The organism is Flavobacterium ranwuense, assembly GCF_004349315.1.
Classification (GTDB): Bacteria; Bacteroidota; Bacteroidia; order Flavobacteriales; family Flavobacteriaceae; genus Flavobacterium; species Flavobacterium ranwuense.
In genome coordinates this window covers 122,980-148,660 of sequence record NZ_SMLH01000004.1, presented here as the reverse complement: position 1 = coordinate 148,660, position 25,681 = coordinate 122,980, and the positions used below count along the sequence as shown (strand labels likewise).

The 25,681-nt window shown below is 33.6% G+C and carries 23 protein-coding genes, 1 tRNA gene and 2 pseudogenes; 20 read left to right on the top strand and 6 right to left on the bottom strand.

Annotated elements, in window-relative coordinates; genetic code table 11:
- Positions 1-120: 120 nt before the first annotated feature.
- Positions 121-549: a PepSY-like domain-containing protein gene (locus E0I61_RS08975; protein WP_132070799.1), complete on the bottom strand. Its 429-nt coding sequence runs from the start codon at positions 547-549 to the stop codon at positions 121-123.
- Positions 550-781: 232 nt separating this feature from the next.
- Between E0I61_RS08975 and E0I61_RS08970 the strand changes: the two genes are divergently transcribed.
- The 3 genes from E0I61_RS08970 to E0I61_RS08960 all read left to right on the top strand — a co-directional run bounded on the left by E0I61_RS08970 (position 782) and on the right by E0I61_RS08960 (position 5,205).
- A complete protein-coding gene (locus tag E0I61_RS08970) occupies positions 782-1,459 on the top strand; it encodes a response regulator transcription factor (protein WP_132070797.1) in 678 nt (225 codons plus the stop codon).
- Positions 1,452-2,720: a sensor histidine kinase gene (locus E0I61_RS08965; protein WP_132070795.1), complete on the top strand. Its 1,269-nt coding sequence runs from the start codon at positions 1,452-1,454 to the stop codon at positions 2,718-2,720. Before E0I61_RS08970 ends, E0I61_RS08965 begins: the two co-directional genes overlap by 8 nt.
- 73 nt (positions 2,721-2,793) lie before the next feature.
- Positions 2,794-5,205, top strand: coding sequence for an outer membrane beta-barrel family protein (locus tag E0I61_RS08960; RefSeq protein WP_132070793.1), 2,412 nt, complete (start codon positions 2,794-2,796; stop codon positions 5,203-5,205).
- A gap of 71 nt (positions 5,206-5,276) precedes the next feature.
- Here the strand turns inward: E0I61_RS08960 and E0I61_RS16305 are convergent, their stop codons facing one another.
- The gene (locus E0I61_RS16305) at positions 5,277-5,423 is read right to left on the bottom strand and encodes a hypothetical protein (protein ID WP_165930204.1); all 147 of its coding nucleotides are present in this window, start codon (positions 5,421-5,423) and stop codon (positions 5,277-5,279) included.
- On the opposite strand from E0I61_RS16305, the pseudogene tnpA reads away from it, so the two are divergent.
- A pseudogene (gene tnpA, locus E0I61_RS08955) lies at positions 5,412-5,666 on the top strand (IS200/IS605 family transposase); the annotation flags it as partial. The gene E0I61_RS16305 and the pseudogene tnpA overlap by 12 nt on opposite strands.
- A gap of 307 nt (positions 5,667-5,973) precedes the next feature.
- Here tnpA and E0I61_RS08950 read toward each other — a convergent pair.
- Positions 5,974-6,627 carry a TetR/AcrR family transcriptional regulator gene (locus tag E0I61_RS08950; RefSeq protein WP_235832091.1) on the bottom strand — a complete coding sequence of 218 codons (654 nt, stop codon included), beginning with the start codon at positions 6,625-6,627 and terminating at the stop codon, positions 5,974-5,976.
- 327 nt (positions 6,628-6,954) lie between these two features.
- On the opposite strand from E0I61_RS08950, the gene E0I61_RS08945 reads away from it, so the two are divergent.
- The 14 genes and pseudogenes from E0I61_RS08945 (at position 6,955) to E0I61_RS08880 (ending at position 21,295) form a co-directional block, all read left to right on the top strand.
- Positions 6,955-7,233 carry a hypothetical protein gene (locus E0I61_RS08945; protein WP_132070789.1) on the top strand — a complete coding sequence of 93 codons (279 nt, stop codon included), beginning with the start codon at positions 6,955-6,957 and terminating at the stop codon, positions 7,231-7,233.
- A 331-nt stretch (positions 7,234-7,564) separates the two neighbouring features.
- Positions 7,565-7,738, top strand: a complete 174-nt coding sequence (locus E0I61_RS16300) for a hypothetical protein (RefSeq protein ID WP_165930203.1) — start codon at positions 7,565-7,567, stop codon at positions 7,736-7,738.
- Positions 7,735-8,016, top strand: a complete 282-nt coding sequence (locus E0I61_RS08940; protein WP_132070787.1) for a hypothetical protein — start codon at positions 7,735-7,737, stop codon at positions 8,014-8,016. The genes E0I61_RS16300 and E0I61_RS08940 overlap by 4 nt, the downstream gene beginning before the upstream one ends.
- Positions 8,017-8,022: 6 nt before the next feature.
- Positions 8,023-8,859, top strand: coding sequence for a DUF6671 family protein (locus E0I61_RS08935; protein WP_132070785.1), 837 nt, complete (start codon positions 8,023-8,025; stop codon positions 8,857-8,859).
- Positions 8,860-8,867: 8 nt separating this feature from the next.
- Positions 8,868-9,827 carry an L-threonylcarbamoyladenylate synthase gene (locus E0I61_RS08930; RefSeq protein ID WP_132070783.1) on the top strand — a complete coding sequence of 320 codons (960 nt, stop codon included), beginning with the start codon at positions 8,868-8,870 and terminating at the stop codon, positions 9,825-9,827.
- Positions 9,828-9,841: 14 nt separating this feature from the next.
- Positions 9,842-10,804, top strand: a complete 963-nt coding sequence (locus E0I61_RS08925; RefSeq protein ID WP_132070781.1) for a sodium-dependent bicarbonate transport family permease — start codon at positions 9,842-9,844, stop codon at positions 10,802-10,804.
- Positions 10,805-10,984: 180 nt separating this feature from the next.
- Entirely contained in the window at positions 10,985-11,761 is a 777-nt protein-coding gene (locus E0I61_RS08920) for a carbonic anhydrase (RefSeq protein ID WP_205728748.1), read from the top strand.
- Positions 11,762-11,782: 21 nt separating this feature from the next.
- Positions 11,783-12,572, top strand: a pseudogene (locus tag E0I61_RS08915) (DUF2490 domain-containing protein).
- Positions 12,573-12,905: 333 nt separating this feature from the next.
- Positions 12,906-14,252, top strand: a complete 1,347-nt coding sequence (locus E0I61_RS08905) for a dihydroorotase (RefSeq protein ID WP_132070777.1) — start codon at positions 12,906-12,908, stop codon at positions 14,250-14,252.
- 14 nt (positions 14,253-14,266) lie between these two features.
- On the top strand, positions 14,267-14,887 hold the full coding sequence (bioD, locus tag E0I61_RS08900) for a dethiobiotin synthase (RefSeq protein WP_132070776.1): 621 nt from the start codon (positions 14,267-14,269) through the stop codon (positions 14,885-14,887).
- Between the two features lie 595 nt (positions 14,888-15,482).
- The gene (locus tag E0I61_RS08895; protein WP_132070774.1) at positions 15,483-15,917 is read left to right on the top strand and encodes a phosphate-starvation-inducible PsiE family protein; all 435 of its coding nucleotides are present in this window, start codon (positions 15,483-15,485) and stop codon (positions 15,915-15,917) included.
- Positions 15,918-15,994: 77 nt separating this feature from the next.
- Positions 15,995-18,727: a cation-translocating P-type ATPase gene (locus E0I61_RS08890; protein WP_132070773.1), complete on the top strand. Its 2,733-nt coding sequence runs from the start codon at positions 15,995-15,997 to the stop codon at positions 18,725-18,727.
- 659 nt (positions 18,728-19,386) lie between these two features.
- Positions 19,387-20,334, top strand: a complete 948-nt coding sequence (locus E0I61_RS08885) for a TerC family protein (protein ID WP_132070772.1) — start codon at positions 19,387-19,389, stop codon at positions 20,332-20,334.
- A 127-nt stretch (positions 20,335-20,461) separates the two neighbouring features.
- Complete coding sequence (locus E0I61_RS08880; RefSeq protein WP_132070770.1) at positions 20,462-21,295, top strand: universal stress protein; 834 nt, start codon at positions 20,462-20,464, stop codon at positions 21,293-21,295.
- A gap of 159 nt (positions 21,296-21,454) precedes the next feature.
- Here E0I61_RS08880 and E0I61_RS08875 read toward each other — a convergent pair whose 3' ends face one another.
- From E0I61_RS08875 to E0I61_RS08865, 3 genes are all read right to left on the bottom strand, one after another.
- Entirely contained in the window at positions 21,455-22,717 is a 1,263-nt protein-coding gene (locus E0I61_RS08875; RefSeq protein WP_132070768.1) for a site-specific integrase, read from the bottom strand.
- 272 nt (positions 22,718-22,989) lie between these two features.
- Positions 22,990-23,064: transfer RNA gene (locus E0I61_RS08870), tRNA-Val, on the bottom strand.
- An 86-nt stretch (positions 23,065-23,150) separates the two neighbouring features.
- A complete protein-coding gene (locus E0I61_RS08865; protein WP_132070766.1) occupies positions 23,151-24,371 on the bottom strand; it encodes a bifunctional folylpolyglutamate synthase/dihydrofolate synthase in 1,221 nt (406 codons plus the stop codon).
- A gap of 129 nt (positions 24,372-24,500) precedes the next feature.
- Here E0I61_RS08865 and E0I61_RS08860 point away from each other — a divergent pair, with 129 nt between their 5' ends.
- Both E0I61_RS08860 and E0I61_RS08855 read left to right on the top strand, forming a co-directional pair.
- The gene (locus tag E0I61_RS08860; RefSeq protein ID WP_131916956.1) at positions 24,501-25,196 is read left to right on the top strand and encodes a MotA/TolQ/ExbB proton channel family protein; all 696 of its coding nucleotides are present in this window, start codon (positions 24,501-24,503) and stop codon (positions 25,194-25,196) included.
- A 1-nt stretch (position 25,197) separates the two neighbouring features.
- Positions 25,198-25,593: an ExbD/TolR family protein gene (locus tag E0I61_RS08855; protein WP_131916957.1), complete on the top strand. Its 396-nt coding sequence runs from the start codon at positions 25,198-25,200 to the stop codon at positions 25,591-25,593.
- The last annotated feature ends 88 nt before the right edge of the window (positions 25,594-25,681 follow it).

Here is a 25,681-nt window from a genome sequence, read left to right as displayed (position 1 = left end):
AATAAAGGCCTTGACATATTTTGCTTAAACGATAAAATATCTTTAATCAGCATCATACAACTTGCACATCCTGCAATACTCAGGTAACTGTTGTGTAAAAAAACGTCTTTTTCATCGTAATTAATCTTTAGTTGCTTTGATAAAATTTCCGTTGCTATCAAAAATCAAATCCTTTCCTTTTATCTCAGCTTCAAAAGTAACTTTGCCGTTTACATCAGTAATTTTTGCAGCTTCTACATTTTTTTGCCCAGTGTAATGTTTTTTTACGTAATCTGTGACATTTTTAGGTAATTCAGTAATTTGTATTTCCGTTTCCATTTCAATAATTTTTCCTTCAGGAGTAATCAATATAGAATTATCTACATTATTTTTATCAAAACTGGCTTCGTAATTGTTTTTCTCTTTATCCCATTTTACTCCCTTGGCATCAGGATATTTTTGATGTAAAGCATTCTTGATTATTTGTGGGACATTTTTGTCTTTGACTTTTTGCCCAAAAGAAATAAATGTCAACATACTTAAAGCTAAAACCATTGCTAATTTTTTCATCGCTATTTAATTGAAAATTTATAATAGTCAAAGCTGCAAATCAATTTTGAAGAAATATTGAATTTTCAGAAGCTTCTCTCAAAAACAGGAAGATTATCTTTAGGACTACAAATAATCTTAAATTGGTTGTTACCAGAATTTTACACGCATGAAATATTAGTTGAATTTAGAAAATAATAATTTAAATTCCTAAATTCAAATTCCATTCAAAATTGAATTGTTAATTTGCATTATGAAAATTCTAATCATCGAAGACGAAATTGAAATTGCCAACAGCATAAAAAGTTATCTAAAAACAAATGATATTCATTGCGAAACTGCAAGTACCTATCAAACGGCTTTAGACAAAATTACTATGTATGATTATGATTGTATTTTGGTAGACTTAATGCTTTCGGATGGTGATGGATTTACTGTTTTGAAGGAGCTGAAAACGCTAAACAAATCGGATGGAATTATCATAATTTCGGCAAAAGAAACTTTAGAAACAAAAATTGAAGGTTTCAATCTTGGAGCAGATGATTATTTGACGAAACCTTTTCACCTCTCAGAGTTGTTGGTAAGAATTCAGGCTTTGGTAAGAAGAAAAAAATTTGACGGAAACAATAAAATTGAATTCAATGAAATTGAAGTCGATACATTGGCCAAATCGGTAAAAATTGGAGAAAAGAAAATCGAATGCACCAAGAAAGAAATTGATTTATTGTTGTTTCTAATTGGGAATAAGAACAAGGTTTTGTCTAAAAGTGCCATAGCCGAACACCTTTCGGGAGACATGGCAGATATGCTGGATAATCACGATTTTGTGTATGCTCACATTAAAAATTTAAAGAAAAAGCTAAACGATGCCGGAAGCAATGATTACATAAAATCGGTTTACGGAATTGGTTATAAATGGAATAATGACTAAAAAATTATTACATACTACGTTAAAATACTATGTTTCATTTTCTTTAATAGTGATGCTGTTGGCAGCGCCATTATTCTTTTTTATTACGCAATTAATGTATCTGCACGAAACTGACGAAGCTTTAATGCTTCAAAAAGAAGAATTCGAGTTGTTGTATGCTCCGGAATTAAAAGACAAGGATATTGCGGTTTGGAACAAATGGAATAGGGATATAAAAATAGAGAAAGTTCAAAAAATAATTTCTAAAGACACGCTGTACAGCCATAGTTATTATAACAATTTAGACAAAGAAAACGAGCCCTATCGTGTGCTCAATTCTTCTGTTACAATTAATGATAAGCCTTACCAGTTTTCTGCCAGAATAAATCTGGTTGACAATGAGGATTTTATTATCAGTATCTTAATGGTCTTTACCATGATTATTTTAATTCTTCTGGTTGGTTTATTCATTATTACCAAAAGATTGTCTATTACGCTTTGGAAACCATTTTATGACACTCTCGAGCAAATTGAGAAATTTGAAATTGATAAGAGTTCCAATCCAAAATTAACTTCAAATTCCATCGAGGAATTCAATCGACTCAATCTGGCAATAAATAAATTGATTGAAAAAAATACACGAATTTATAAAAGCCAAAAAGAATTTATTGAGAATGCGGCACACGAATTGCAAACGCCAATCGCAATTTTTAAAGGAAAATTGGAAACATTATTGCAAAGAGACGATGTATCGGAAGAACAATTTGAAATATTGGGCAAATTAAATGATACAACAACTCGGCTCAATCGATTAAATAAAAATCTTTTGCTTTTATCCAAAATAGAAAGCAAACAATATAACATTCCGGAAGAAGTTCTTTTAAATGAGGTTATCACAAACCAATTAGACTTTTTTAAAGAACAAGCATTAGCAAAAAATATCAGCATAAATACGGATTTAGAAACGAATACATTTGTTAAAACGAATCTGTTTTTGTCTGAAATTTTGATAAGCAATTTGTTTCTAAATGCCATAAACCATAATTGTGCAAATGGCAGCATAAATGTTGCATTGAATAAGAATTCTTTGCTCTTTTCTAACACTGGCCTATCAAAATCGCTTGAAACAGCCAAATTGTTCGAACGTTTTTCTAAAGTAAACCCGTCCTCAAAAGGAAATGGCTTGGGATTATCAATTATCAAGAAAATCGCAGAGAATAATAATTGGGAAATCAGTTATAATTACCAAGATAAACTCCATATTTTCGAAATTCGATTCTAAAATTCAATATTTCTTCCAATTTCATTCGCAATTTTGTCCTTTAAATTTTTAATAAAAGATAAAAATCAAAACAATGCGAATAAAAACAATAGTATTAGTTTCATTTATAATACTCTCAATTTCTAAATCATTCGGGCAAAACAAAGTGGTCACAATATCAGGTATTACAAAAGATAAAGCTTCAAAAGAGACTTTGCCGTTTGTAAATGTACTCTTGAAAACCACAAAAGATACTATTTTAATTACAGGAACTGTTACCAACGAAGAGGGTAGGTTTTCATTTTCGAATATAGTTGCAGGAAATTATTTTCTAGAATTTACATTTGTTGGATACAAAACAAAAAGCCAACCTATTTATGTAGGTTCACTTTCTGAATTTCTAGATGAAGGAACTATTGAACTGGAAGAAGATGCTACTGTTTTAAATGAAGTCGTGATCGTTTCCAAAAAAGAATCGATTAATCAGAAAATGGATAAGAAAACCTTTTCTGTGGCAGATAACATCAGCCAGAGCGGAGGTTCTGTTTTGCAAACAATGCAAAATTTACCGGGGGTTTCAGTTCAAGACGGGAAAGTGCAAATTAGAGGCAACGACAAAGTCACAGTATTAATAGACGGGAAACAAACCGCATTAACAGGATTTGGAAATCAGTCGGGCTTAGATAATATACCCGCATCTGCCATAGAAAAAATTGAAATCATTAATAATCCTTCTGCAAAATACGATGCCAACGGAAACGCCGGAATTATAAATATTATTTACAAGAAAAACAAAAAAGAAGGATTCAACGGTAAAGTGGGTTTTACCTCAGGATTGGGTGCTTTATGGGAAAGAAAAGAAAATTTGCCAACGATTCGTCCGCAATACTCATTAACGCCAAAAATTAATCCGACACTTTCTCTCAATTATCGAAAAAACAAAATCAATGCTTTTTTTCAAGGAGATTATCTTTATACAGAAACGCTCAATAAGAATGAGTTTGTAATGCGAACCTACAACGATGGGACTGTTATTAATCAACAATCAAAAAGAAATCGGAATACTCATTTCACTACGTTGAAAACAGGAATTGATTGGAATATTAACGAACAAAATTCACTAACAATCTCCGGTTTATTTGGAACCGAAAAAATAATTGACAACGGAGACCAACCTTTTTTTAATGAAAATTATTCGGAACGACTGCGTCTTTGGCAATTTTTGGAAGATGAGTTAAAAACCACCGCTATGGCCACTGTTGCTTACCAGCACAAGTTTAAAGAAGCGGGACGTTTGCTAAATATTGGTTTAAATTATACTTTTCATAGAGAGGACGAGCAATATTTTTTTGATAATATTATGCCAACCTATACCGGAAAAGATGCTTTCAAATTGTTATCCGATGAAAAAGTAGCCGATTTCAATATCGATTACATCAAACCCTTAAAATACGGAAGAATTGAAACTGGGTTTAAATTCCGAAAAAGAGATATTCCGACCAATATGCAATTCTTTCCAGGAGAAAACTCTCCAATAGACAGCGGTGCTGGCGGTCAAGCAACTTACAAAGAAATTATTCCTGCTGTATACGGAAACTATATTTTTGAGACCAATAAAATTGAAGCCGAAATTGGTTTGCGTGTAGAATATGTAGATTTGCAATACAATGTCAATCCAGATCATAATACGTATAAAAGTGACGGTTACAATTATACCCAACCTTTCCCAAATGTGCGAATGGCATACAAAATCGATGACAACAATAAAATATCATTATTTTACAATCGAAGGGTAGACAGGCCAAATGAAGTCGATATTAGAATATTTCCAAAATATGATGATGCCGAAATTATCAAGGTTGGGAATCCTGCACTTCGCCCGCAGTTCACCAATTTATTTGAACTAGGGTATAAAACGAACTTGAAAAAAGGATATTTTTACTCGGCAGCCTACCATCGTTTTGCAAATGCTACGATTACTCGAATTGCATCGACAGTTCCGGATAGCAATTTAATTTATGCTATTTTCCAAAATGCAGATAAAAGCTATAATACAGGTATTGAAATGGTTCTTTCGCAAGATATTGTAAAATGGTACTCGTTCAACTTCAATTTGAATGCGTATCACAATCAAATTAATGCTTTTACGGTTGAAAATAAGTATCCAGTTTCCAATACTTTTTCAGCAGAGAAGCAAGGCATTTTCTCTGGAAACATTAAATGGAACAATACCCTGCACTTATCCAAAAAAGTAGACGCACAAGTAACAGCCATTTATTTGGCGCCAGATATTATTCCGCAAGGCAAAATTGCTTCTCGTTTCTCTATAGATTTAGGTATTAAAAAATCAGTCCAAAATGGCAAAGGAGAGTTCTTTTTAAATGCAACCGATCTTTTTAATACATTGGTGATCCAAAAAGAAATTCAAGGTCAAGAATTCAAATACAAAAGCACCGATTACTACGAAACCCAAGTAATTAGATTGGGTTACAATTATAAATTTTAAACAAAAAAAGCTCGTAAATCCTAGATTCCAATCAGGATTTACGAGCCATTTGTTTTAATGAAATAGATGTTTTATTTTTTAGTGAATACAATATCTTCCAATACTACTCTTTCGGAATAATTGATTACTTTAATTGTAATTTCCTCATCCTTTTTGGTTTTTCCGTCAATTATATACAGTTTTCCTTTTTTTACAATAGTGTTGTTGTACACATGCATATTGAATGTCGTCCTTCCCAAGATGTAAGCACTTTGGTTAAATTAATGAAAGGACGCTCTTCAAGGAAACTACAAGTTGAATTTCCAGACTTAAAAAGAAGATATTGGGGTCGTCATTTTTGGGCAATAGGTTTTGGATGTTGGAGTGCGGGTAATATTACAGATGAAATGGTAAATCAATATTTGCATCATCACAGAAACCCGAATGAAAATAATAATGTTAACTTCATAATTGAAGACTAGCAACGTGCAGACTTTAAATCTGACAACCAAAACTATGGACTGAAAGTCCATAGTGGTTTAGTTACCTTCACAGGATCAGTTCTTGGGTTAGGAAGTTTTGAACTTTTTGAAGGTTGGACAATGGGGGTATTTCTGACAATGGTTTTAATTTCTATTGTAGGCTTAATAATTTCCTATCATAAAAGTCATTATTCGTATCCTTTACTTATTGCAATACCAAGTGCATTATTAATTTTATATGCGGTTAAAGTTTAGCATGTCCAGTCTTGGATAGAGCTCCTAAAAATGACAGAGATCTCGTCGACAACTAAATTTTATTTATGCTGGAAAACACCAAATCATCAAGAAAAGAAATGATTTTTGCCTCGTCCTTATTTATCCCAAAATCGGTAAGTGAAGGTAGATTGTTCATGAAAAAATTCTGAAAATGCGCCATTTCAATGATGGTGGAAGCTAATGATTTAGGGTATTTGTATTTCGGATTACATTCTGAAATTAAATTTCCAATAACGGCACAAAGGTCTTTGTATGGTTTAAAAAAATGGTGTCTATTGTCTTCGGTTACATGTTTTGTTAAATAGGCCTTTGAACCTTCTGAAATAACAATTTGATGCAATAGTCCCTCATTAACATAACTTGTTTTTTTATCATCTTTTACTGTTGTCGCTAATAATTTGATTACCATTTTTAATCTAATGATGGGGTCATTAATGTTATTGGTATGAAAGCTTATCTGGTATTCAAGCCAACTCCAATACCAAGCTACAAGATATAACAGCAAGCGATGTTTGTTTTCAAAGTATCGGTAAATACCCGCTTCGGTTGTACCAATGTCTTTTGCTAATTTTTTAAAGGTGAACGCTTCAAATCCATTTTTATAGATTAATTCAATGCTGTGTCTAATGATTTTTTTGCCTAACTCCGACTGTTCAGGGTTGCGCAGAAATAATGCTTCATTCATTTTTATTTGTAACTGTAACTCCATTTTAATGCTTGTATTGATTGGTCTTCGTATAATAAATTGCTAAAAAGAAGATGTCTCATCTTTCTTTGGCAAATATAGCTAAAAATTATTTTACAATTATTAATGATAGTATTGCTATCATTAATAATATTATATCTATCTTTGTCGCGTTAAACTAAAAAATACAATCATGTTGCTAATTCGTAAATTACAGGAATCGCCAGACCCAATTAATAGTTTTGAATTAATATATAAAGGAAATCCAAAAAATTTATCGAATAATTAGAAAAGTAAAAAAACTAAAACCTAATAATTAAGTAAAAAATGAAAAACGACCAAATCTTTAAATTAATAGATGGAGTTTTTACTCCCGCAGAAGCAGGAAAAGTATTAACTGCATTAATAAACAGTAAGATTAACCACCATAATCTGGAGGATTTTAGCAATCATATTCGTTTTAATAATGACCTTTCTCATTCCAAAAAACGAGTAGTGGAACTCACCGAAACTAAAGAAAAAATTAAAAACTTACTGGAAGTTGCAGAAGCAAATGGAGTAAATTTGGTCGTAAACAGTACTATTGAAATAAGTTTTAACGAATAACTAGTATGTTTCAAGGTAGAAAACTTCTTATAGCAACCAAGCATAAAAAAGAAAACGTGATTGCACCGATTTTGAAAAAGAATTAGGCATAATTTGCTTTGTCTCTGATAAATTTGACACTGACATATAGGGAACTTTTTCGGGAGAAATTGTGAGAAAAGATAGTGCATTAACGACTCTTTGCAATAAATGTCTCCTTGCGATGAAAGAAAATGATTGTGATTTAGGGAGTCCAAAATAAAACTACTACAAAAAGAACTGTTTGATTTAAGCAATAATATAGATAAAAAAAAGGGAATTTAAAATTGGAAGCAGTAATTAAAATAGAAAAATGAATCAATTAGTAATAAAAATAGCAATTTCAATAGTCGCAATGATTGTTTTACTTGTTATGGCTTTAACAACACATGACGTAATTAACAGTAAAGTATTTGCGTCTTTTGCAATAATACTTGGAGCATATTCTTCTTATCAGTTATCAAATAAAAACAATAAAAAATTATGAATAGAATCGAAAATTTAATACTTATTGAAGGTAACTTCTCGGATGTTGAGGCTAGGGAAGTTTTAATTCCTATTTTTTCTTCCAAAATAAATTTCCATAAAATAAAAAATTGGAGTTCACAGGAACGATTTGGAGAAGACGATGAAATTGCTCAAAAAAGAATTCCTGAGCTAAAAAATGAGATTGAAAAATTACAGAAGATACTATCGGAGGCGAAAGCCAAAAACAAGAGGCTGTTAGTTAGTTCACAAATAAGCATTTCACTTATTGACAATTAGTAATTTATGTTCAAAGGTAGAAAACTTCTTATCGCAACTAAGCACAAAAAGGAAAACGTGATTGCACCGATTTTTGAAAAAGAATTAGGTGTAAGTTGCTTTGTCTCTGATAAATTTGACACTGACACATTGGGAACTTTTTCGGGAGAGATTGAGAGAAAAGATAGCGCGTTAACGACTCTTCGCAATAAATGTCTCCTTGCGATGAAAGAGAATGATTGCGATTTAGGAATCGCCAGCGAAGGGTCTTTTGGGATGCATCCCACGATTTTTTTTGCTCATGCCGATGATGAATTTTTAATTTTTATTGATAAAAAAAATAAGTTAGAAATTATAGCAAGAGAACTCAGTATGAATACCAATTTTAATGGCAGTGAAATTAAGAATGAAGCCGAGCTACTGGAATTTGCGACTCAGGTAAAATTTCCATCGCACGGACTTATTTTAAAACCATCAGAAAAGGATATTTCTAAAATAGTTAAAGGAATCACTGACGAAAGGATTTTAAAGGAAAGCTTTCATGAAATGATGAAAGAATTTGGGAAAGTATATGCCGAAACCGATATGCGCGCACTATACAATCCAACACGAATGGAAGTGATTGAAACAGCCACATTAAAATTAGTAAAATCAGTTCGGTCGTTATGTCCTATGTGTGAAACACCTGGATTTGTGGTTTCTGATGCCAAAATGGGGTTGTCGTGTGAATCGTGTAATTCGGCTACGCGTTCTACTTTGAGTTTTATTTATACTTGTAAAAAGTGTAACCATACTTCTGAAGAATTGTATCCGCATAAAAAAATGACCGAAGATCCTATGTATTGTGATTTTTGTAACCCTTAAAATAAATTATGACAATGGTTTCAAAAGACATATCAAAAGCTGTCAAGATTTTAATCCAAGAAGATTTGGTTGCCATTCCTACAGAGACGGTTTATGGGTTGGCTGGAAATATTTACAGCGAAAAAGCCATAAAAGCCATTTTTGAAATGAAGCAAAGACCTTTTTTTAATCCATTAATTGTTCATATTAAATCAATCGAGCAATTAGACGAATTAGCAAAAGAGATTCCGGAAAAAGCTAGATTATTAGCTGATAAATTTTGGCCGGGACCTTTGACGATGGTGTTGAAGAAACAGGAATCAGTTCCCGATTTAGTTACTGCCGGAAAAGATTCGGTGGCTATTAGAATTCCAAATCATGCTGCAACTTTGGCATTGTTGCAAGCATTAGATTTTCCATTAGCTGCTCCAAGTGCCAATCCTTTTGGGGCAATAAGTCCAACAAATGCAATGCATGTTGCGGAATATTTTAGTGAAAAATTGCAGATGGTTTTAGACGGAGGTGATTGCCAAAACGGAATAGAATCTACCATAATTGGTTTTGAAAATGCAGAGCCCGTAATATATCGATTGGGTTCTATTTCTGTGGAAGATATTGAAGAAGTTATTGGGGAAATTCAAATTAAAAACAAAAAAGAAAATGCACCAGATGCACCAGGAATGTTATCACGACATTACGCACCGGCAACCACCACTTTTTTAGAAAGTGATGTAGCGCAATTCATAAAAGGTTTTCCTGATAAAAAAATCGGATTGTTGCTTTTTAATAAAAGAATTGAAAATGCTAGTGTAATGCACCAAGAAGTTTTATCTGAAAAAGGTGATTTAAAAGAAGCGACATCACATTTGTATGCTGCAATGCATCGATTGGATAAAATGGACTTAGATATGATTGTTGCAGAACGATTTCCGGATTTTGAATTAGGAAAATCCATTAACGACAGATTAGAACGTGCTACAAAAAAATAAATAAAAAATAAAAAATGAATTTAGACTTACTATTAGATAATTTAACAAATCCGGCTTTATTGTTTTTCCTTCTTGGGATAATTGCCACAAGATTGAAAAGCGATTTAGAAATTCCTTCCAATACATCCAAGTTTATTTCTTTGTATTTATTATTCTCTATTGGGTTTAAAGGCGGGCAAGAATTGGCGCATAGTGATTTTAATATGGAAATTATTTGGGCAGTATTATTTGGGATATTAATTGCGGTTGTCATTCCTATTTATTGTTTTTTTATTCTCAAGCGAAAGTTTAGTATTGAAAATTCGGGTGCAATTGCGGCAGCATATGGATCGGTTAGTGCGGTGACTTTTGTAACAGCGGTGACTTTTTTGGAAATTCAAAAATATACTTTCAGCGGACATATGGTAGCAGTAATGGCATTAATGGAAGCACCAGCAATAATCATCGGAGTAATTTTAATTAGATTATACAACAAGAAAGAAGTTAGTTCCAGTAAAATGAGTACTGTAATAAAACATTCTTTAACCAATGGAAGTGTTTTATTAATTATTGGAAGTTTAGTAATTGGTTTTTTAGCTAGTGACCAACAGGCTATGGGAATTAAACCCTTTACTACTGATATTTTTAAAGGATTTTTAGCCATTTTTTTATTAGACATGGGTATTGTTAGCGGAAGAAAACTAGACGATTTTATTAAAAGTGGATGGTCTACCTTGGTATTTGCCATTGTAATACCGCTGATTAATGGGATTGTAGTAGCGTTTTTAAGTCAACTAGTGACTGATGAGGTTGGTAATCGATTTATTTTTGCCATACTAGCAGCAAGTGCCTCCTATATTGCGGTACCAGCTGCCATGAAAATTGCGGCACCAAAAGCCAATCCAGGTTTGTTTTTACCTATGGCATTAGCAGTTACCTTTCCGTTTAATATTACTTTTGGAATGCCTATCTACTTGTCTATTATTCTATGTTGTTAAACGATAATCACTAATGTAATAAAAAAGCTATTAATCAAATCCGTCGTTTCATTTGTTGTAAATTAGCAATAACAAACTAAATCTTATGTAAATATTCAAATCCATAATGATTTAATTTTTAACATTGCCTAGAAGTTATTTTAAGAATTACTATAGTCTAAACATATAAATATTATAATTATGAAAAAGCACTTTTTAATCGCTATTGCATTGTTATTAATTCAAAATATCACACATGCACAAACAGAAAGAGCTACCAAAAAAAAGGCTAAAACTGTAATGGCAATTGATTCTGTTAAATGGAGGGCTGACCATTATATTGTAAATAGGGATTCTGCTTATGCAAATCCTCGTTATGCACTTAAAAAACTTCAAGGCGGGAACAGACGATTTATTGAGAGCAAAAGTATACGACCAAGACAAGATGTTAGCTTTATAAAAAAATTAGAAAAAGGACAAGAGCCATTTGCTACAATTGTAGGATGTTCTGACTCCCGTGTGCCAAATGAATTAATTTTTGACCAAGGTTTAGGTGATTTATTTATTATTCGTACAGCAGGTCAAGTTTCTGCGGCTGCGTCTTATGGTAGTATGGAGTTTGCTGTTTTAAAATTAAAAACAAAATTAATAGTTGTATTAGGACATACAGAATGTGGTGCAGTTGATGCTGCGGTTAAACGTCCTGAAAATGTGCCGGGTCATATTGTTACGCTTATTAACGAAATAAAAGGAGCAGTAGCAAAATCTTCTCATATTGCTGGTAATCCTACTAATAATGCGGCAAGACAAAATGTAATTGACCAAGTAGCTGACCTTAGAGACTTAGACCCAATATTACACAAAAAATATATTGATGGCGAAATTTTGATAGTTGGTGCCATCTACGATATTCATACAGGGAAAGTAGAATTTCTAGAAGAAACTTTATTAAATCTACCGCAAGCTAAATCTAAATAAATAGCTTCATAAAAGAGGACAATGATAGCTTGCCTAAAAACGAACTATAACAAAGAACTTATGACAACTGGAAAGTATTTTATTTTTATTCTAACACTATTTCTACACAATTATATTTATTCGCAAGAACAAAGAATTACAGATAATAATAGTATTGGCTGGCTTGCCTACACCGGCACATTTAAAATAAGTTCAAAAATTGCATTGCATACCGAATACCAATGGCGAAGAGTAGAAGGACTTAAAAACCCGCAACAAAGTTTGCTCAGAACAGGGGTGAATTATGCCCTGAAAAAGGATGTGAGTTTAAATGCAGGTTATGCTTTTGCCGAAACGGAACCTTATGGGGATTATCCAAATGCAAATACTTTTTCTGAACATCGCATGTATGAGCAGATAATTTTAAAAAACCCAATAGGAAAAGTGGAGGTGTCCCATCGATTTACCTTGGAACAACGATTTCTTGAAAAATTTATAACCCAAAACGGAGAGACTAACACAGAATGGATTTTCCTCAACAGGATGCGATACAGGCTAAGAGCGGAGATTCCTGTATATAAAAAACAGCCTGAGCATTATTGTATTAGATGAAGTGTTTGTTGGTTTTGGGGAAAATGTCGGAGCAAATGTTTTTGATCAAAATAGACTGGCTGCGTTAGTAGGTTATAAAGCAAACAAAAATGTAAAAATTGAAGCGGGTTATTTAAGTCAAATTTTACAACAAGGTAAAAGAGTAAATAATCAATCGGTATTTCAATACAATAGTGGGTTTATGCTCACTACGCATTTGTTTTTTGATGCTGTGAAGTAGATATTTTAGGACTGTCCGCAATATGCACCAAAAATAAATACTATCCAAAAAATTTAAAAAATGGGCCACGGATAACACGGATTGAACTGATTTTACACAGATTTAAATTTTGCTATCCATTCAAGTTAAAGAAATCCGTGCTAATCAGTACAGTCTGATGGCTGATTGTCAAGTATTTAAAAAAAAAAATAAAATTGAGAAATTGGTAAATAGCGCTACAAAAAATGAATTTAGTCTGCATTACGGATAGTCATGTAGTGTTTTTATCCTCGTGTAAATTCTATTTAGGCATTGAATGAATCCACAAAAAAAATAATTACAAACAAAACACCTATGAAACATCCTATATTAATAACAAATGTCAAGATTGTAAACGAAGGGCAAATTAAAATTGCTGATGTTTTTATTCAAAATGGCGTTATAGAAAGCATTGGAAATCTGTCCGTAGAAATCACAAAGGAAACTGTAACCATTGATGGAACCGGAAAGTACCTGTTTCCGGGTATTATAGACGGGCAAGTACATTTTAGGGAACCTGGACTAACACATAAAGGAGATCTCTATACAGAAAGCAGGGCGGCTGTTGCAGGTGGCACGACTTCTTTTATCGACATGCCAAACACTGTTCCCAATGTATTGACTACTGAAATTCTCGATGAGAAATTCAGTATCGCCTCAGAAAAATCTTGGGCTAATTATTCTTTCTTTTTAGGGGTTAATAACGATAACTTAGACAATGTACTTCAAATGGATACGTCTCAATTCATAGGAGTTTCTGATGATGGACTTTATTTTACCAAGAAGGGAAATTTGCTTGCCGATAGTCCAGATACTATGGAGAAACTTTTTTCGAATTGTAAATCCATTATTGCCATTCATTCTGAAATGGAAAAAATCATAGAAGAGAACGAGGAAATTTACCGAGCAGAATATGGTGAAGACGTGCCAATTGCATGTCATCCGTTAATTCGCAGTGAAGAGGGATGTTATCAATCTACCAAAAGAGCCATTGCCATTGCCGAAAAACACAAGGCAAGGTTGCATATCCTGCATTTGACCACAGCCGCAGAAACCCATTTGTTCCGAAACGACATACCGCTAAAAGAAAAGAATATCACCACCGAAGTATCGGTTCAAAATCTTTGGTTTTCAGATAAGGATTATGAGCGATTGGGGACCTTAATAAAATGGAATCCTGCCATAAAAACCGAAAAGGATAAAAAAGGACTTTTGCAGGCCTTGCTTGATGACAGAATTGATATTATTACTACCGACCATGCACCGCACACTTTGGAGGAAAAGCAAAAACCATACTTCCAATCCATGTCGGGTGCGCCAATGGTACAGCATTCCTTGTATGTTATGCTTGAATTATACAAACAAGGGCTAATTTCATTAGAAAAAATTGCCGAAAAAATGTGTCATAATGTAGCGATACTTTATGGTATTGAAAAGAGAGGCTTTATCCGTGAGGGTTATTTTGCCGATTTAACGCTTGTTGACTTGAATTCGCCTTGGACGGTTGGTAAAGAAAATATTTTATACAAGTGCGGTTGGTCGCCATTAGAAGGCCAAACATTTCAATCAAAAGTAACCCATACGTTTGTTAACGGAAATCTTGTCTGTGAGAATGGTAATTTCTCTGAATTCATTCCGGGTCAAAGATTAGAATTCAATTAAAAAACACACGGCAAATGAAAACATATTTCATAACAGGGATTGGAACGGATGTAGGAAAAACAATCGTATCAGCCATTCTCGTAGAAGCGCTAAAAGCTGATTACTGGAAGCCTATACAATCAGGAGATCTGCACCAAACGGATACAATGAAAGTGCAGGGACTCATCAGTAACTCCACTTCTCATTTTTTTTCTGAAGCGTATCGCCTTACAGAACCAATGTCTCCACACGCCGCCGCCGCGATTGATGGTGTTACGATTAATTTAGATTCCATTAAAGTTCCATCAACCAGCAATAATCTCATTATTGAAGGAGCAGGCGGTTTGATGGTTCCGCTCAATGATGATTCTTTGGTAATTGACCTTATAGAAAAATTAAAAGCAGAAGTTATTCTGGTTTCCAGGAATTATCTCGGAAGCATAAACCATACATTGCTTTCTGTCGAAGCCCTTCAAAACAGAAACATTCCCATTAAAGGAATAATATTTAACGGGAATCCTGTATATTCCAGTGAAAAATTCATTTGCGAATATACAGGGCTGAAATCTTTATTTCACATTGATAACGAGCAAACAATTGACAAACAAACCATTTTAAAATACACATCTGAACCCAATATAGAGTCGTTACTTTAAAATTCGGCAGTTTTTTTATTTTTAAATGGCACAACCGTAGTCTAGAGTAATGCCATTAAGTTAACCCGTTTGAACGATGGTTAGGCATTTTTCCTTTTGGCAAATCAGGTTCATCAGCAAGCAATGACGCAAAAAAACGAAATTTGGAAAGTGGGAAATAGAAGCGTGAAAAAACTAAATCGCGGAACTTAAGCTGACAATTAAAATGTGGAAAGTGGAAAAGTAAAACTTACGCAAAAAAAACAAAGATCCTACAAAATTGTCATAGTTGTTAAACATAAAACATCGACAACTTACGATTAACGCTTTGCTAACCAACAAGCTAATGTTTCTGTTTTTTTTGCTAACAATCAATTAAAAAAAACAAAAAAACAATTATATTGCTAAAGGGACACATTATTTATAACTAAATTTACTTGTAATAACAGGACTTTAATAGCGTAAAAGACAACCCTGATAAAATTGATACAGAGGACAAACATAAAATATCGAAAACTTAAGATCAATTTTCGGAGGGCTTTTTGCCGATTTGACAAGCCAACGCTTAAAAATTGAAATAATTAATCTCCAACTTTAATCTGTTAAAAAAAATACTATGAAGAGCGATGATAAATTTTTAAGAATAATTATAGCCATTAATAAAAATATAATTCGTGTTTTAGTTGGAATTATGACTTTAATTTTAATATTGGGCACATTACATCTTATCTATTTAGAATTTAAAAAAATTACCGCTCCACCTTATTTATTGATTGATGTTTCCACTTTATTCGAAGTATTTAATTTGATATTGATTATTGCGATTGGATATGAGCTTATAAAAGCATTGCTATTAATTATTTCATCCGATACAATTCCTACTGTTCCAATTATAGAAATCTCAATTATTGCTATTTCAACTAAAATAATCACACTAGATATACAGCAAACAAATAGTAATATTATTATAAGTTTAGCTTTATTAATTGCTGCACTCGGTCTTACTTATTTTTTATTAAAATATTGTAAGACACCACAAAACAAACCCTAAACAAATTTAAGTAGCACCTATTTCTGAATGATTTTAATTATTTTTAGATAATTAAAGCAACGATAACTGAAGATTTTATGAGTAGCATAGCCCAAAATAAAGAATGGCATTCAGTTTCATACAGTAATGTATTAGAGAGTCTCGATACTTCCTCTGAAGGTCTTAGTACAACAGAAGCTGGGAAGCGCTTGAAAAAGGAAGGGCCTAATATCATTTACAGGCAAAGTAGAGAAAGTGCCTTTAAAATTTTGCTGAGGCAATTTCTTAACCCGCTTATATATGTTCTACTTACTGCTACCATCCTTGCTATAACTATGGGCAAAATCACAGATGGTATAGTGGTATTTTGTGTAATAATTATTAATGCCATTATCGGGTTTCTTCAGGAGTACCAGGCTGGAAAAACCATTCAGGGGCTTCTTCAATTAATTCCGGAAAATGCTACAGTGATTAGAGATGGAAAGCAAAAGAATATCCAGGCTGCTGAACTAGTTCCCGGTGATTATGTATTGCTTCAGGCTGGCGATAAGGTATCGGCAGATATGCGGCTCACATTCGTAAAAAATATGCAGTGTAATGAATCTATCCTTACAGGAGAATCCTTGCCGGTGGAAAAAAACACGGATATTATTGACGCAGATGCAGGAGTTGCTGATCGTAAAAATATGGTTTTTAGCGGCACATTGATTACTTCCGGCACAGCAGAAGGCGTAGTTGTTTTGACAGGCATTAAAACCGAGATCGGTAAAATTTCCGCGCTTCTTCAAACTACCACATCAGTCAAATCTCCACTGACAAAATCTCTTGAAAAAATTGCACGGGGAATTACGTATGCCATCATCCTTGTTGGTATTTTAGTTTTTCTAATAGGAATATTTCGTAATTATACATTCATAGATGCAATATTTTTTGCCATTACTCTTGCGGTAGCAGCTATCCCAGAAGGACTGCCTGCCGTAATTACTATCGCATCAGCTATCGGTATTATGCGAATGGCAAAGAGACAAGCTATTATCAGGCATTTATCCGCTGTAGAAACCTTGGGCAGCACCACTGTAATCTGCTCAGACAAAACGGGAACGCTTACCCTTAACGAAATGACCGTTCAGGTACTTTGGAATGGAAAGCAAAAATTCAATGTTACAGGAGTAGGTATTAATACTGATGGTAAAATTTTAAAAAATGATTCCGATGAAGAGGGAAAGGAGGATGAAATTGGTGAACTTATTAGGGCTGCAGCACTGTGCAATGATGCAACACTTCATAAAAAAGAGGGTTATTGGAAATCAGTAGGAGACCCTACAGAGGTTGCCCTGATAGCAGTAGCCGGAAAGTTTGGAATAAACGAGGACGAACTAAGAAGCAAATGGCGGAGGCTGGATGAATTACCCTTTGATTCCGAAAAAAAAATAATGGCTACGCTCCATCTATCCCCTTCCGGAGAAAAAATATTTTACCTTAAAGGCGCACCTGAATCAGTTATTCCACTTTTATTAAATAGTGAAAATTCATCCATTGTCTTTGACACAGAACAGGTACGAACGGAGGCTTTACAATTAGCAGGAACAGGAATGAGAGTATTGGCTTTCGCTTCCAGAAAGTTGGATAGCGAACATTCATCACTCATTACGGAAGAGGATCTTTGCGATTTTACTTTTTTAGGGATACAGGCCATAAGTGACCCTCCAAGGATGGAAGTAAAAGAAGCGATCGATTCGTGTCATAATGCAGGTATTACGGTGAAAATGATTACCGGAGACCATCCTGCAACAGCCGCAGCAATAGGCAGGGAACTTGGATTTATAAATGCAGACAGGGTTATCACCGGAAAGGAACTTCAGAATTTGAATGCTCAGGAGATTCAAGAGGTAGTAAAAAACACCAATATTTTTGCACGGGTATCCCCCGAAGATAAATTAAATCTAGTAAAAGCCCTTCAGGCCAACGGGGAAGTGGTAGCCATGACAGGAGATGGTGTAAATGACGCCCCAGCACTTAAACGTGCAGATATTGGCGTAGCTATGGGTATCAGTGGTACGGCTGTTGCCAAAGAGGCGGCAGACATGATCCTGGCCGATGATAATTTTGAAAGTATAAAGGCTGCTGTTGAAGAAGGACGCAGAGTATTTGATAACCTTTTGAAATCGATTGTATTTCTTCTGCCTACAAGTATAGGATTGGGATTGGTTATTTTTATTGCCGTGTTATTTTTTCCCTCAGAAGGGGGAATTCTACTCATCCCAATACAGCCTGTTCAGGTATTATGGATCAATCTTATAACTGCCGTTGCCTTGTCATTGCCGCTTGCACTTGAAGCAATGGAACCTGATGTAATGAATCGTCCTCCACGTAAGCCCAATAAACCTTTATTAAGTTCTTTGATAATTTTCAGGATGATACTGGTTTCTCTGGTAATGGCAGGTGGAACAATTGGATTATTTCTTTGGGAATATAATATTGAACTGTCCAGAGGCATGGAACACTCACTGGCCATTTCGGAAGCTCAAACAATGGCTGTAACAGCAATGGTTTTATTTCAGGTGTTTTACCTTATTGATTGCCGATCTCTTAATTTTTCAGTCAATAAAATCGGGCTTTTCTCCAATCCATTTATTTATATCGGAATTGCAACAGTACTGTTTGTTCAGGCCGCTTTTGTTTATTTTCCATTTATGAATCGTTGGTTTCATTCATCTCCATTAAAAGCTGAGGCATGGGGGATGTCAGCCATGGTAGCTTTTTCAATTTTAATAATTATCAGTGTTGAAAAATGGATTCAAAGAAAATATTTTAAAAATGTTAAGATGTAATACTTGTTGTGAAGTACATGTTTTATTTGCGAGGAAAAACTTGTTGTCAAGAAGTGTTTTACAAGGAGGAAGAATGGATTGTAGCATAGTAAATGAAATATTTTGTGCACCAATCAACGAAAACCTAAAACAAGATGGATATGATCCTTATGCTGATGAAATAAAAAAACATAAACACTGAACTCATGAAACTACTTTGGCAATTACTGTGAAACAACACAGCAACAATTTGAACAATTTAGAGGTCATACAGTTTGGAGTATTGAACAAGGTTTTTATGCCGCAACATTTGTGTCAAACTTACAGAGTATTATAGAAAAAAAATTCGAACCGAATATAAACAAAAGAATAGGAAATATAACTATAATCAATAGTATAGGCATCACAAACTATAAAGGATTCATACAAGCTTCAAGTTTTTTCATGGTATAAAATTTTGTTAGGCATTTGCCAAAAAGTTCATTATCTTTAAGAAGTATTTTCGTTCAAGACAGTTTATACAAGTAAATCCCGAACAGCTTGTAGCAGCAAACCGTCTGACGTAGTTATAGGTAAATATTTTAGCAACATTCAACAGACAATCATTTTGGTAAACCGTAAAAATTGACCAAATGAATTTGGTAAAACAAGAAGAGTCGAAAAATTAAACAAGTACAAGTATGCAAACGGATTTGAGTTTCTGGATTGGCTTTAATGTATTCGTGCTTCTGATGCTGGCATTGGATTTAGGGGTGTTTAACCGCAAAGCGCATGAAGTAAGCATTAAAGAAGCCATGATTTGGACGGGGGTTTGGATAACACTTGCCATGTGTTTCAATGGGCTTATTTATTATTGGCAAGGTGAGGTAAAAGCATTGGAGTTTTTTACGGGCTACGTAATTGAAAAAGCATTGAGCGTAGATAATATTTTTGTATTCGTTTTAATTTTTTCTTATTTCAAAACTCCAGCGATTCATCAGCATAAAATTTTGTTTTGGGGAATTATCGGAGCTTTAATAATGCGGGCTGCTTTTATTTTTGCGGGAGTGGCGTTACTCGAAAAATTCCATTGGACGATTTATGTTTTCGGAGCGATACTGATTTATACAGGATATAAGATGCTTACGCAAAAGGAGATGATAATTGAGCCAGAAAAAAATCCCCTTATAAAATTATTCAGAAGAGTAATGCCTGTTACTAATGAACTGCATGGTGGTAAATTTTTTGTAAAACAGAATGGAAAACGGTTTGCAACGCCTTTGTTTTTAGTTTTGGTGTTGATTGAAACCACCGATTTGATTTTTGCAGCAGATAGCATTCCTGCAATACTGGCAATTACCCAAGACCATTTTATTGTTTACACTTCAAATGTGTTTGCCATACTTGGCTTGCGTTCTCTGTATTTTGCACTGGCGGGGATGATGGATAAATTCCGCTATTTGTCGAAGGGGCTAGCTTTGATATTAATGTTTGTCGGGCTGAAGATGTTGGTAGTTGATTTCTACAAATTGCCGATACAAATTGCTTTGTTGGTGATTGTTGTTATTTTAATCGTAAGCATTGCAGTATCGTTAATGGTTAACAAGAGAGATAATGATGCCTCCGCTTTTCGTGATAAAAATAATTAAAAAAAAATGAAGTGGCTCAGTTTACTAAAGTTAATGAAAGTGGATTAGGCTTTATATAGTAATACCATTAGGTTTGATCAGCCAATTGAATAGTTTTTTGTCAAAATAACAATCAACATAAAAGATAATGGATAAAATTCTTGTTACCACCGATTTCTCTTCAAACTCAAAAGGAGCTTTGCGTTTTGCCATTCAATTGGCATCACAACATAAATTTGAGTTGACTTTTTTTCATTCCTATTACATTGCAAACCTTACATCAAAGAGCGATGCCGCCTTTGCTGATTATGAAAAAAAAGAAGCGAATAAAATTCAAAAAAAACTGAACCAATTTGTTGCATCGGTTTATAAGGACATGGATGTTATTTCTATAAATAATAAGTGTGTGATAAATAGTGCTGTTTTTGCAGACAGCAATATCAGGGAATATGCCCAGGAAAATGAATTCAATTTTATCTGTATCAGCACCAGAGGCTCAGGAAAACTGAAAAAAATATTCGGAACAAACACTTCCAGTCTAATCGCCCATTCCACAGTTCCGGTTATAGCGATACCCCACAATTATCACAGAAGTGAAATAAAGAGCGTCATTTACGCCTCCGACCTTGTAAATCTTGAAAATGAACTGAAAAAAGTAATTGAATTCACAAAGCCATTAAAGGCAAAAGTTGAAATACTCCATTTCAATTACCCCACCGAAATATCAACAAATAAAAACACCATAGATGAATTGGTGAAAAAAAATTCAAAGTATAATATTAAACTGCATATCGAAAATATCAATCTGGCCAAGAGCTTAATTTCAAACATAGAGGCGGTAATTAAGCAGTCAAAACCTTCCATGATGATTATGTTCACGCAACAAAATAGAAGTTTTTTCGACAAAATATTTTTCTCCAGTAACTCAGCCAATTATTCCTTTAAAGCCAAAGTACCGTTACTCGTTTTTAATAAAATATAAGTCCAAGAAATGGAGAGATGAAAAAGAACGGTAAAAATACTCATGGGCAACTTCCAGTAATTTACGGATTTTAAAAAAGACTATCTTAAATTTGTTGAGTTTTATTAATTCTTTATAATGCATTATCCTGATATAAGTTGATATAATGGTCTTCTTATATCAGGAAAAAACAGACTTTACTTCTAAAGAATTATTACATGAGTCTTTTATTAAATTGAATTTATTTCTCAAATTCATCATATCCTCGCTCACTTTTTTATCCAATATTTTAGCATAATGCTGAGTAGTCTGAATATTTTTATGCCCAAGCATTTTGCTTACGGTTTCAATGGGAACGCCATTTGTAAGTGTTACTGATGTTGCGAATGTGTGTCGAGCCATGTGAAAAGTGATTTCTTTTGAAATATCACATAGATCTCCAACTTCTTTGAGATAACCATTCATTTTTTGGTTAGTTAAAATGGGTAAGACACTATCTTCATTTAAACACTTTGGATGATTGGCATATTTTTGAATGATTTCTTGGGCAATTGGCAGCACTGGAATTTTTGACTTGGTATCTGTTTTCTGGCGATTTTTGAAAATCCATTTTTCGCCATCGATGCCTATTGCTATGTGGTCTTTCTTTAATCCTTTTACATCAACATAAGCCAATCCAGTATAGCAGGAAAATATAAAAATGTCTTTCACTAAAGTTAATCGTTCTGATGAAAACCGTTTGTTGTAAATCCTGTTTAGTTCTACTTCAGTAAGAAAATCTCGTTCGACTTCTTTCATTTTTCCTTCGTATCGGCTACAAGGATTTTTATCTAACCAATCATTATCTAAACAGATTTTAATTATTTTTCTAAAATTCCTAACATATTTTACAGCAGTATTGTTATTGCATTTTTTAACGCTTCGCAAATAGAATTCAAATTCAGTTACAAAGGCATAATCAATTTTATTAATGCTTATGTCTGCAATATTATACTTCCGCAAAATGAATTCTTGCAGGTGTTTCAAAGATATTTTGAAACGTTCTAATGTTCCATAAGCATAACCATTTCCGATAAGTTCTTCAATTTTATCATTGTGATTTTGATAAATTGGAATTAACATTCGTTCTCGTTGATGGGTTCCTAATATTCTAGATTTGAAATTCTCCAGGGATAATTCTTCGTTTTTATGAAGTAGCTCCATTTGAATATCAAAAACTTTAGATTTCATTAAATCAAGATAGTTATTTATTGTTCTAGCTTCTTCCGAACCACCTTTCATTTTGGATAGTTCTGGCGACCATTTGGTTTTTTCAATGAATTTCTTGGAACTGAATTCGAAACGTTGTCCGTCAACTGTTAACCGAATATAAATGGGTAATTGTCCAGCTGCATTAGCTTTTGTAGTTTTTGCATAAATGTGCAAGGTGATTTTTGCTTTCATAGTGGTGACCTTTTAATTAGTATTCAATTTAATTTTCTAATTGATAGCAAGCAAGATGTACATATTCTGAACAAGTAGTAAACTGGTTGTTAGTACGACTGTTTGCTGGACTTAAGAAGATTTAGCGAGACCCTAAATTTTGAAATTTGAAGGGTCTCGATTTTGCTCCTTTAGCATTAAGATTGAATGAATAATTTGAAGTATGCCCAAAATAAAAAACCCTATAAATCATAAGATCTATAGGGTTTTGAAACCATTTGTTATTAAACTTGTGGGCGATGAGGGGTTCGAACCCCCGACCCCCTCGGTGTAAACGAGGTGCTCTGAACCAGCTGAGCTAATCGCCCTAATGCAATTTAGTTACTTTCGTTTCCGTTATTGCGTGTGCAAATATACGCCACTTTTCTAGATTTGCAAGTAAAAACCAAAAAAATTATAAAATTTCTGCTACTACAAATGTGCTTCCGCCAATGTATATAAAATCAGATTTTGCAGCGTTTTCAATTGCTTTTCGATAAGCTTCTGAAACAGAATTGTATACTTCGCCTTTTAGTTCGAAAGTTGCTGCTTTTTGTTTTAGAATTAGAACATCAAGCCCGCGAGGAATGTTAGGTTTACAGAAATAATAATTAGCTTTTTTAGGGAATAAAGGTAGAATTTCATCTAAATCTTTGTCATTTACTACTCCCAAAACAATATGTAAAGTATCAAAATATTCTTTTTGTATTTGATTCAAAACAATTTCCAGTCCGTTTTTATTGTGCGCAGTATCGCAAATGACTTTTGGAAATTCTCCTAATTGTTGCCATCTTCCTTGAAGTCCGGTGTTTTTTGCCACATTTAGTAAGCCGGATTTTGTATTTTCGGGAGTAATTTTAAATTCGTTCTGACTATTTAAAACAGAAACGGTTTGTAAGACCGTCTTTTTATTGTGCATTTGATAATCGCCAATTAAATCAGAAGGATAGGTTTCTGAAATCAAATCAGGAGCAAAATAGATTTCCGAATTACATTCTTTGGCTTTGGCCAAAAAAACGGGTTTGGTTTCAGGAGTATATTCTCCAATAATTACGGGAATATTTGGCTTTATGATTCCTGCTTTTTCAAAAGCAACAGCTTCAAGTGTGTTGCCCAAAAATTGTGTGTGATCCAATCCTATATTGGTAATAACTGAAACTAATGGAGTGATGATATTGGTGGCATCCAATCTTCCGCCCATTCCCACTTCAATAACAGCGATGTCTACTTTTTCTTTGGCAAAATAATCGAAAGCCAGTCCAACAGTCATTTCGAAAAAACTCATGTCGTTTGATTCGAAAAAACTTTTGTGTTCATTGATGAAATCAGTGACAAATTCTTTAGAAATATTCTGTTCGTTAATTTTTATACGTTCTCGGAAATCCTTTAAATGGGGTGATGTATACAATCCAACTTTATAACCCGCTTCTTGAAGTATGGATGCCAGCATGTGAGAAGTGGAACCTTTTCCGTTAGTTCCTGCAACATGAATACACTTTATTTTTTCTTGTGGATTATCAAGATGAGCTATGAGTAAATGCGTGTTGGTTAAATCTTTTTTATAGGCCGAAGCGCCCTGAAGTTGGTACATCGGGAGTTGATTAAACATCCAATTTATGGTTTCCTGATAGTTCATTTTTGTAATAAAATAGTAGTTGTTTAAAATATTTTTCTATTTTTTTAGTTTAATAGTACATCGAAAAGTATCTTTAGTGCAAAATTGAAATAATTTTTAGAATTAATGATTAAAATACAATAATATTATATGTTTAGTTTTATACAATTACAGGCCGACACCATTACCAACGCTGCTTCAAACGTAGTTATTGAAAAAATTGCTCCAAATGCCGAAATATCCACTTTAGGATTTCTTTTAAAAGGTGGTGTGTGGCTTATCCCAATCGGGATTCTATTATTTTACACTTTTTATCTGATTATTGAACGCTATTTGTATATTAGTAAAGCATCAAAAATTGATACTCTTTTAATGCGCGATGTACGCGATAATCTAAATTCAGGAAATCTTGATTTGGCTCGATCTATTGCAGAAAGAAATAATACTGCTTCAGGAAATATTGTAAGAGAAGGTATTTTGGTTATTGGGAGGCCTATTATTGAGATTGAATCCAACATGGATCGTGCTGCAGATATAGAAATAGGAGGAATGGAAAAGCATTTAGGTCATTTGGGACTTATTGCCGGAATTGCACCTACACTAGGATTTATTGGAACTATATCAGGAGTAATTAAAATATTTTACAGTATTTCGGTAACTGAGAATATTAGTATTGGTAATATTTCTGGAGGATTGTATGAGAAAATGATCAGTAGTGGAGCTGGATTAATAGTTGGTATTATTGCGTATAGCGGATATCATTTATTAAACGGCAAGATTGATAATTTTGCGTTGAAAATTCAAAAACAAATATTAGAGTTTGTAAATATTATTCAAAGATCGTAACATGTCTATAAAACGAAAAAGAAGATTTCATGCCGAGGTGGCTACTTCGTCATTAAGTGATATTATGTTTTTCTTGTTGTTGTTTTTCCTGATTATATCAACGTTGGCAAATCCTAATGTTATCAAAATGACATTGCCAAAAGCCAAATCTAACGAGAAAACAAACAAGCAATACATCAGTTTGTCTGTTACTGAGGATAAAAAATTCTACATAGATAAGCAAGCGGTTTCCTTTGAAGAACTGGAAACGACTTTGATGTCTAAGATGAATTCAGAGAAAGATCAAACCGTTATTGTTCGTATTCCATTCAATTTACAAGTACAAGATTTAGTTGACGTACTGCAAATAGGAGTGAAGAACAATCTGAAGTTTGTGATTGCTACGAGTCCCAAGTAAGCGTCATTGCGAGTTTTTAAGAAGCAATCGCATCGTTTGGGCGTGACCACAATAGAAAAAGGGGCTAATCAACTTTATGCTGATTAGC